The 3,488-nt window shown below is 64.4% G+C and carries 2 protein-coding genes; both read left to right on the top strand.

From position 1 onward, the window contains the following. The coding region (locus tag VT50_RS09595; protein ID WP_143645202.1) for a type I polyketide synthase at positions 1-1,574 on the top strand (1,574 nt) is incomplete at its 5' end. Positions 1,575-1,612: 38 nt separating this feature from the next. After that, the coding region (locus VT50_RS09590; protein ID WP_143645201.1) for a type I polyketide synthase at positions 1,613-3,488 on the top strand (1,876 nt) is incomplete at its 3' end.

Raw genomic sequence — 3,488 nt, 5'->3', positions numbered from 1 at the left:
GTCTGGTGGTGGTCACTTGTGGTGCGGTTGCCGCGGTGGGTGGGGAGGATGTGGCGGGTCTGGTGCAGGCTCCGGTGTGGGGGTTGTTGCGGTCGGTGCAGACTGAGAATCCCGGCCGGTTCCTCCTCCTGGACCACGATCCGGAGCACGGCACCGAGATCAATGCTGTTGCGGCGGATGCGGTGGTGCAGGTCCTCGGCGCGGGTGAGGAGCCGCAGTTGGCGGTTCGGGGTGGCACGGTCCTGGTTCCGCGCTTGTCTCGCGTGGTTAAGCCCGCAGTGGATCCCGGGGCAGGGGCTCCTGAGGCGTCTGTGCGGTTGGTGTCTGGTGGGACGGTGTTGGTGACGGGGGCGTCGGGTGCGTTGGCGGGTGTGGTGGCCCGGCATCTGGTGGCTGAGCATGGGGTGGAGCATCTGCTGCTGGCTAGCCGCAGGGGTCCGGATGCGCCGGGGGCTGCGGAGCTGGTGGCCGATCTGGAGGCGGCCGGGGCGTCGGTCACGGTGGCCGCGTGTGATGTGGCCGATCGTGATGCGGTGCGTGAGCTGCTGGCTGGTGTTCCGGCACGGCTTCCGTTGCGGGGTGTGGTGCATACCGCGGGGGTGGTGGATGACGGTGTGGTCGAAGGGCTGAGTGATGAGCGTGTAGAGCGGGTGTTGGCGCCGAAGGTGGATGCGGCGTGGCATTTGCATGAGCTGACCCGGGATATGGGCCTGGAGGCGTTCGTGCTGTACTCGTCTGCCGCGGCCACTCTGGGGGCTGGTGGGCAGGGGAGTTACGCGGCGGCCAACGCCTTCCTCGATGCCCTGGCCCAGCACCGCCACGCCCACGGCCTGCCCGCACTCTCCCTCGCCTGGGGCCACATCGTGCAAGAGAGGACTGCCGGGCTACTCGACGCTGCCTTGGCAACGGAGCGGCCCCACGTGTTGTCGATGAAGCTGGACCTGAAGGCGACCAGGAAGCGCGCTGACGCGGTTCCGGCGTTGATGAGGGGACTGGTTCGAGCGCCGTATCGCAAGCTCGCGGCTAATCAGCAGAGTGCGGAGGCATGGAAGGAGGAGATGGCTCTGGCCACGCCGGAGCAACGAGAGCAGCTCTTGCTGGATCTGGTCCTTACCCACGCCGCGTCCGTTCTGGGGCACACCGGTCACACCGGCATAGATTCCGACCGAGCGTTGAAGGAGCTGGGCTTCGACTCGCTTACCGCGGTCGAGCTCCGCAACCAGCTCAGCACAACCACGGGCATGCGTCTGCCCGCGACGTTGGTCTTCGACCATCCGACACCGCTTGCGGTGGCGCACTATCTGGATTCTCAGGTTCGTGGCGTCGGCCAGAGTGAAACAAGGATGTCCGCACGCACTGTGCTCGCTGAATTCGACAAGTTGGAAGTCACTCTCTCTCGGCTGAGCTATCGAGAGAACGAGAGGGCTCAGATCTCAGCACGCCTCAAGAGGCTCATCCTCGCATTGGGTGATTCACGGCTGGACGATGGCGCGCAGGCACGGAGCGACGACTTGGAATCAGCCGATATGGACCAAGTTCTCAAGCTGCTCAATGACGAACTTGGAACTTTCTAAGCGAATCAGTGACTCTCCAGTGAAAGGGCAGAACCCCCATGGAAGACTCCACGGTACTTGAACACCTCAAGCGCGCCACGACTGGCTTGCGTGAGGCTCGCGCTCGTTTGCGTGAGGTTGAGGAGCAGGCGCGTGAGCCGATAGCCATCGTTGGCATGTCTTGCCGGTATCCAGGTGAAGTGAGCTCGCCGGATGACTTGTGGGGACTCGTGGCGGATGGCGTGGATGCTATTTCCGCGTTCCCCGCCGATCGTGACTGGTCGGCCGGAGTGCTGGACGACAAGGACTCGGATCAGAAGTCTGCTCCGGCCGAGCTGCGCGGCGGATTCTTGCATGATGCCGCCCATTTCGACGCGGAGTTCTTTGGTATTTCTCCGCGTGAGGCATTGGTCATGGATCCGCAGCAGCGGCTGCTGTTGGAAGCGTCCTGGGAGGCCATGGAGAGCGCGGGAATCAATCCGGCTGATGTGCATGGCACCGAGACCGGTGTGTTCGTTGGAACTCAAGGGCAGGATTATCTGTCACGGTTCCAGCAGCATCCAGAGGGCAGCGATGGCTATGTGCTGACCGGTAACACGGCCAGTGTGATGTCCGGGCGTGTGGCGTATGTGTTTGGTCTTGAGGGTCCGGCGGTGACGGTGGATACGGCGTGTTCGTCGTCTCTGGTGGCCCTGCATCAGGCCAGCGTGGCGTTGCGCAATGGTGAGTGCTCGATGGCCCTGGCTGGTGGTGTGGCGGTGATGTCGACTCCGGGGACGTTTGTGGAGTTCTCCCGTCAGCGTGGTCTGTCGGCCGACGGCCGCTGCAAGGCGTTCGCGGACGCGGCGGATGGGACCGGGTTCAGCGAGGGTGTGGGTGTGTTGTTGTTGGAGCGGTTGTCGGATGCTCGGGCGCGGGGGCATCGGGTGTTGGCGGTGGTGCGTGGTTCGGCGGTGAATCAGGATGGTGCGTCGAATGGGTTGACGGCGCCGAATGGTCCGTCGCAGGAGCGGGTGATTCGGCAGGCGCTGGCCAACGCCCGGCTGACGACGGCGGACGTGGACGCTGTTGAGGGTCATGGGACGGGTACGACGCTCGGTGATCCGATCGAGGCGCAGGCGTTGCTGGCTACGTATGGGCGGGAGCGTGAGGACGGGCGGCCGTTGTGGTTGGGGTCGTTGAAGTCGAACATCGGTCATACGCAGGCGGCTGCTGGTGTGGGTGGTGTGATCAAGATGGTCATGGCCCTGAATCGTGAGGTGCTGCCGCGTACGTTGCATGTGGATCAGCCGTCTTCGCATGTGGATTGGGATGCGGGTGCGGTGGAGTTGCTGACCGAGCCCGTGGCGTGGCCGCGTGGGGAGCGGGCCCGTAGGGCTGGTGTGTCTTCCTTCGGTGTGTCGGGGACTAACGCTCACGTTCTTCTTGAGGAAGCGCCGGTGGATGAGGCCTCCAGTGTGGAGGTTGTTTCTGCTGGTGGTGGTGTGTCGTCTGGGGTGGTGCCGTGGGTGGTGTCGGGGCGTAGTGCGGGTGCGTTGGCTGGTCAGGCGGGTCGGTTGCTGGAGCATGTGCGTGCCGCGCAGGCTGACGGTAGTGGTGTGGACGTAGTGGGTGTGGGTCGTGCTCTGGTGGGTTCGCGTGCGGTGTTTGAGCACCGTGCTGTGGTTCTGGGTTCGGATGTGGAGGAATTGACCGCTGGGCTGCGGAGGTTGGCGGAGACTGCCGTCGGTGGTGCGGCTGCTGGTGTGGTGGCGGGGCGTGTGCGGTCGGGGCGTGTGGCGGTGTTGTTCTCTGGTCAGGGGAGTCAGCGTGCGGGGATGGGGCGGGAGTTGTATGAGGCTTTTCCTGTGTTTGCGGCGGCTTTTGATGAGGTGTGTGCGCGGTTTGACGTGTTGTTGGAGCGGTCGTTGAAGGAGGTGGTTTTTGCCGACGCTG

Source organism: Streptomyces antioxidans, from assembly GCF_000968685.2.
Taxonomy (GTDB): Bacteria; Actinomycetota; Actinomycetes; order Streptomycetales; family Streptomycetaceae; genus Streptomyces; species Streptomyces antioxidans.
Note: the sequence above shows the minus strand (reverse complement) of the source record. Positions and strands in the feature narration are given on the sequence as shown.